The 6199-nt window shown below is 37.3% G+C and carries 6 protein-coding genes and 1 pseudogene; 1 reads left to right on the top strand and 6 read right to left on the bottom strand.

Going from position 1 to position 6199, the window contains the following annotated elements:
• Window positions 1-32: 32 nt before the first annotated feature.
• The 6 genes from MSI_RS09955 to MSI_RS09930 all read right to left on the bottom strand — a co-directional run bounded on the left by MSI_RS09955 (window position 33) and on the right by MSI_RS09930 (window position 5837).
• Entirely contained in the window at window positions 33-581 is a 549-nt protein-coding gene (locus MSI_RS09955) for an ATP-binding protein (RefSeq protein WP_009106445.1), read from the bottom strand.
• Window positions 582-620: 39 nt separating this feature from the next.
• The gene (locus MSI_RS09950) at window positions 621-959 is read right to left on the bottom strand and encodes an anti-sigma factor antagonist (protein ID WP_009106444.1); all 339 of its coding nucleotides are present in this window, start codon (window positions 957-959) and stop codon (window positions 621-623) included.
• Window positions 960-972: 13 nt separating this feature from the next.
• Window positions 973-2646: a GAF domain-containing SpoIIE family protein phosphatase gene (locus MSI_RS09945; protein ID WP_009106442.1), complete on the bottom strand. Its 1674-nt coding sequence runs from the start codon at window positions 2644-2646 to the stop codon at window positions 973-975.
• A 117-nt stretch (window positions 2647-2763) separates the two neighbouring features.
• Window positions 2764-3687 (bottom strand): transcriptional regulator, encoded by a 924-nt coding sequence (locus MSI_RS09940; protein ID WP_009106440.1) that lies wholly within the window; start codon window positions 3685-3687, stop codon window positions 2764-2766.
• Window positions 3684-4463, bottom strand: a complete 780-nt coding sequence (locus MSI_RS09935; protein ID WP_009106438.1) for a metallophosphoesterase — start codon at window positions 4461-4463, stop codon at window positions 3684-3686. The genes MSI_RS09940 and MSI_RS09935 overlap by 4 nt, the downstream gene beginning before the upstream one ends.
• 12 nt (window positions 4464-4475) lie before the next feature.
• Window positions 4476-5837, bottom strand: a complete 1362-nt coding sequence (locus tag MSI_RS09930; protein ID WP_009106436.1) for a tetratricopeptide repeat protein — start codon at window positions 5835-5837, stop codon at window positions 4476-4478.
• A gap of 123 nt (window positions 5838-5960) precedes the next feature.
• Here MSI_RS09930 and MSI_RS15195 point away from each other — a divergent pair.
• Window positions 5961-6194 (top strand): annotated as a pseudogene (locus tag MSI_RS15195) (tetratricopeptide repeat protein); the annotation flags it as partial.
• Window positions 6195-6199 lie beyond the last annotated feature (5 nt).

Here is a 6199-nt window from a genome sequence, read left to right as displayed (position 1 = left end):
TTTTTATGCATTAAAAATGTATCTTAATTATTTTACTCGCCATCGTGAGCTGTGCGGAACTTCTGCTGGAATTTCTTAAGCATAGCTACGGCATTTTTCTTTCCGTTATAAACAAAGCCGCCGTTCCAGTATTCCAGTGCTGCAAACAAAGCATTACCACCGTCCTGGCTGTCTGATTCTTTAGTTTTGAAAGATACATAATCAGCAAGCTGCATAAAATCATTGTTATGAAGGCATTCAAGACGCTTTCTGTTGAAGTCGTTCCATTTATCCAGATCTTTAAAACCTTCTCCTTCATCCTGAACAATAATATGAGCGTGAGTAGGACTGAATGAATACCATACTGTAACTTTCTTGTTAATATCACAGTGATTACCATGTTTAACGGCATTCTTAATAACTTCACTAATCTGCTGTTCAAGAAGGTTTAATTCTTTAATCTCTGTTGGTGCTGACTGCACAATCAAAAGAGTAAAGTATCTGATCTGTCTGAAATCAGATGGAAACTCCTTTTTAAGCATATTTGTTTTATCAAACAAAGGGTCATTCTCATCCGATCTAAGCTCTTTAAATTCCTGCATTTTATACCTCAAAAAACGATTATGACGTGAAAGTATTGATTATTCTTTAACCATCAAAAGCGCTTCATCGATGCTGTTTGCAATCGGGAAGTAGCCCATAAGTTTTGTAAGTTCAATAACTTTCTTAACCGAACCATGGATGTTAGCAATCGCAAGGTTAAGGTTCATCTTTTTAATTGTAGAACAGATGTAAATCAAAGCACCGATTCCAGACGAGTCGATGTAGTCTACCTGTTCAAGGTTGATTACAAAATTTTTAACGTTCTTCTCCAACATTTTCATTACAAGCTCTTTGAGTTTGTAAGAGTTGTAAAGATCCATTTCCCCGGTTACGTCAATAATGTAAACATCACCATTTTTACGTATCTTCAGTTCCATTAGAAGCTCCTTTCTATTGTATTTTTATAACCAGAAGGCTTTGGTCATCATATTGCTGTGCAACGCCACAGAACTTTTTCAAATCGTCCTTTACTTTATTTGAAATTTCTTTAGCACTTGCATTGCAATTTTTTATTATAATTCTAGACAAACTACTTGAAGAGTATTGTACACCATTTTCATTCAATGATTCAAGCAAACCATCGGTACAAGCTGCCAAGATGTCTCCAGAATTTAATTGTAATTTAATATCCTCAAAAACAGTTTCTTTTGTAACGCCAAGCGGTTCACTTGGAGTAGAAATCTGTTTTATTGTCTTATCTTTTGCAGAGAAAAGGAAGACCGGATTGTTACCGCAGGTTGAAATCTCTGCTTCTTTTGTTGTCGAATTGTAGTTAATAAGGGCAACACTTGCAAAATGGTCGATTTTTGAAGTATCACCACAGATTCCTCTGTTTGTCCAGGTCATAATTGTAGAAGCAGACTGGGCTGTATTTACTGCAAGTCTGAGAATTGCACGAATCATAATCATTACGATAAGTGAATTCATACCTTTTCCTGCAACGTCAGCCATGATAAAGGAAACCTTATCTTTTCTTGAAGCAAGAATATCGTAATAGTCACCGCAGACACCTTCTGCCTGATTTGTAAAACATCCGATTGAAGTTTTTCCAATAACAGGAAGTTTCTGAGGGAGTAAGTCTTTCTGATATTTAGAAGCAATGCTTCCGCCCTTGTTCAATTCAGTTTTTTCTGCATAAGCCAGGAAACTGTAAAGAGGATTCATAGTCATAGAAATTGCATCTGCAAGGTCTACAACCTTATCTAAGTCATCTTTATTGAATTTTGATTCACCCGGATTCTTAGCAAGACCAATAAGTCCAACAACATTTTCTTCCTCACGGATTGGGGCAAAAATGTAACTTCCGGTCTTTAAGAAATCCTCAGGACCATTCTGATATACACGAGGGTCTTTTACTGAATCTTCAATAAGAACAGGTTTTCCTTCTTTAAAAATATCACCAAAAATATTACCGCTAAGCTGGAACTGAGCAAATCGGAGATTTGTTTCAACTCTAAGAGGCTTATGAGGTAAATCATCTGGTAATTTATATGGAGGAGGGAAGGAACCTACAAAAGATTTAACTGCAAGAACCTGATCGTAATCATCTGCAATAAGAATGATACAACCGTCTGCCAAAACCTTTTCTCTCAAAACACCGTTACAGTATTCAAGAAAACTTTCCATACTGTTATCGCTTGAGAAGAAGGTAGATACCTTATTTACAAAATCATTGTGAACCTGAAGGGTTCTTTTATGTTTTTCTTCAAGTTCTGCTATAACAGAGGCAGATACTGAATCCTGATCACCTGAATGACCTGCTTCTGAAGCTGCTTTTGCCAGTCTTTTGGCTTCGCGCTTTTCCGGATTGTCAAAAGACTTAAATAAAATAAAGGTTTCGATAAGAAATTCAGAAATTATAATTGCAAAAACAAAGAAAATACTCTTTTTTGAAATGGCAGAATAGATACCACCCAGAATAAGTACGGCAATAGTTATATAAAAAATGAAACTAGGCTTTGTTTTGCCTTTGATTTTTAAAGTAAGTAATGAGAGAAGGATAAATAATCCAAAAATCGCTGATGCAAATAGCGGAACACTGATGAATGAATCGATTGAAGTCAAAGTTTTTTATCTCCCTTTATATTCGTACCTTATAATACAAATTAAATTATAATCTTGAAGTTTTCTGTCGTCAAGTTTTTTTAGCGCTATACATAAACCAAATTTTCCCCTGCTTTATCAGTTTTGCTGAATCTTTTTCCTCAAAATAAAGCCGATTGTTTTATTTTTCAGCTTTCGCAGTAAAGGAATTTTATTCATATTGTAAAAATCTGTTACGGCTTTATCCATAGAAACATTTTCATCGCCGAATTTTGATTTCAAATCATCCCAGTAACGCACAATCCAGACATAAAGATCTGAAACGGTCTGTTTTTTAAAATGTTTCATCAGTTTTTTCTTTTGAATTGTAACTGCAAGAGGGTAGTAAACGCTTTCAAACCAGGAAGTTATGGCTTCTTCCATAGATACTTCTTCTGTTTTATGAAGATTGAGATAGTATTTGTGGGTTAAAATATGATTATAAATAACGTCGTAGCTTCCTGTTGTAGAAAAATCCAGGCACCAGTAATCAGTTATGTCACCAAAGCCGGTTTCTGCATAAAAGGAACGCTTTTCATAGTTTATAATCTGGCGGATTACATCCTTAAGGTTGTTTGGACGCTTAAGGACGACTTCACTCTGCAAAGAAACTACTTCCGCATCAATAAATTCTGTTCCCCTTGCTTTTGCAACTGAAACCCGGTGATTTCCGTCGCGGACAAAATAAAGTCCTGCAAGTTCATAAACCTTAATCGGTGGAAGAACTACAGAATTGATTGCGGCTTCATCAACATGCTGCCAGCGGTTTCTGAGATGGGTATTTTTTGGGAAAAAACGGTTGTCAAAGTCGTTGTAGCGGCCTTCACTTCCTACAACCTTATCAACTGCAATAGTCTGCATGCCGATATAAGTTTCGTTTTTTGGCTTTATAAGCTGCTTTACATCATTTAAGGAAAGAAGACGGGCTTCTTCAGGACTTAAAAAATGCTGTATTTCATTAAAAAAGGCCTTGTTGTGAGCCTTTGAAAAATCCTCTTCGGTCTGTGCTGTTGTCATGCTCATTTTTGTAAATCCTCCTTTGCAAGTTCCTGAGATACATTTTCCGACTTTATGTCAGAGGTATCTGGAAATTCTACTATGCAATGGGCATAGGCATTTATGATTTTTGTTCCGTAATAAGTTCCGATTCTTTCTTCCCGCATATCATAAAGATGAATGTGACCGTGAATCATAAGGCTTGGCTTAAATTTCTGTAAAAACCAGTTGAAGCAGTCAAAACCTATGTGGCAGGGATCTTCGTGGTCGTGTATATGACGCGGAGTTGCATGTGTTAAAAAAATATCCAGATAGCGTCCGTAACGGATTTTGTTCCATAACAAACGCAGAGAAAACTTTTTCAAAAGATGCTTCATTTCGCGGTCTGTAAACTGACAGGCTCCGTTATTGTATTTACAGGTTCCCGATATTCCTGCAATTAAAAGGGGAGTCTTCTTTCCGGTTTTGGGATCAATGTAGGAAAGGTTTTTATTTTCAAGGCATTTAAAGCCTGCATAAATTGCACCGTGGGTTGGAGCGTCCGGGCGGATAAACTGCCTTGGCGCCTGAGCCTGGTTCATAGGAAGGTGTGAGGGATTTTTTTCGTAAAAGCGTAATTCCTTAAGATTATGATTGCCGAATACAAAATATGTAGGCTTATTCAGTATTGTAACGACAAAATCAATATAATCCATAGGAAGGTCTCCGGCACAAAGAACCATATCAATGTCCGGAAAGGCATTTTTCAAGTTTGGATTATAAATGAGAGGATCGACATAATCTGAAAGGCATAAGATTTTCATTTTAAAGGACTTTTATGAGCCTGCCTTAGAAAGAACAGCTTCGAGTTTCTGCTTTTCTACAAGCTCAACAGGACGGTTTTCTGCAAAATGTTTTGCAGCCTGGGTAAAGTTTGAACTTGAGAACATAAAAGCCTTTACGGCGTTCATAGTTTTCAGAAGGTCAACTGCCTCGCGGACAGGAGCATCTTCAATCGGCTCAGGATTTCTGAAAAAGCGGATAAGAATAACCTGCTTGCGGACGTTCATCCAGGAATCATCACCTTTTGCAACACCAGTAATCTGGCAGCCCCATTTTTTAAGGTCACAGGTAAGCACCTGCATATTAAGGCCTTTTTCTGCGGTATTTTTGCAGATTTCAGGGAATTCATCATTTGAACAGGTAAGGTAATCTTTAAGATAGTCGTTTGCCTGTAAATCCTTGTATTCCTGAAGCTTTGAAGCAACGTCGCGGAAGTTTTTATTACGCTTGTAAATTTCTTCCCACTGCTTGATGGCATCATCAATTTTTCGGGATTTTTCGTAGCAGAGTCCTAAGAAATAACGGGCAAACAAAGTCTCCGGATTAGAATTGTTTTTATCCAGGTCGATTGCGCGCTGAAAGTCCATTGCGGCATTGTCGTAGCGGTTTGCAACCATAAAGCAGGAACCGTGTTCAATCAGAGCCTTCTGGCGGACTTCTGGATCTCTCTGGGCCTTTTCAAAAGCCTTAATTGCCGAGTTCAAATCCTTCTGGTCTTTAAGAATTTTTCCTAAATAATAGTAAGAAGAATAAGTTTCCGGGCTTAATTTAATTGCGATATCAATTTCTTTTTTTGCACCTTCATACTGTTTTGTGCGGTACATCATAAGTCCGATTTCCGCATGAGCCTTTGCGTGCTTTTTATCAAGCATGGCTGCCTTCTGCATAAAACCAAGGGCAATGTCGTAGCGGTTCTGCAGCTCATAAATGCGGCCTGCCTGAAAAAAGTTTTCGGCATTATTTGGCTCCATTTTTGTAAGAAGAAGAAAATTCTGGAGGGCATCATTCTGCTGATTATGCTGCAGTAAAATCTGGGCATATTCTTTTCGGAATGGAAGTTCTTCTATTCCTTCACCGAACAAGGCATTGTCATTTACGGTTTTATATTCCATAAGGGCAAGCTCTGTTCTGTTTTCCTTTAAATAAGCTTTACCAAGATAAAAATGAGCCTGATAGTTTTTAGGTTCCTTTGAAACAATCTGCTTACACATCTTGATTGCTGTCTGAGTTTTTCCCTGACGCAAAAGGCGAGGTACATTATCAAGTTTGTGAGGTGCCATAATGCTTCTTGCAACGACAATTCCAAGTCCACCGACAACAAGAAGTAAAATAATAATAAGAATTACAACAAACACGTTCAGGTTTCTCCAAGATTATCTTAAAAAGTGTGTAAAATCTTTCGATAAACAGATATAAATAGATTAAATTATTTGTTTTTTGATGTCAAACTTTATATTGGGAAAAACTATGAGAAATAAATACAATTTCCTGTCATATGCATTTTTTTTGAGCTTTTCTTTTTTACCGGCACAGCCCGTCTTTTTGCTTATTCAGAAGGCGTTCTTCTCTTTACTCAGAATAAATTTAAAGAGGCAATTCCTCTTCTGGAAGCCGAAGTTGCTACAGGTAAGGCAGGCGCTGACGTTTATAATTATCTGGGACTTGCCTATGCACAGACTGGTGAGCATAAAAAAGCCATTGAAGTTTTTGAAAATGC

The organism is Treponema sp. JC4 (assembly GCF_000260795.1).
Classification (GTDB): Bacteria; Spirochaetota; Spirochaetia; order Treponematales; family Treponemataceae; genus Treponema_D.
Note: the sequence above shows the minus strand (reverse complement) of the source record. Positions and strands in the feature narration are given on the sequence as shown.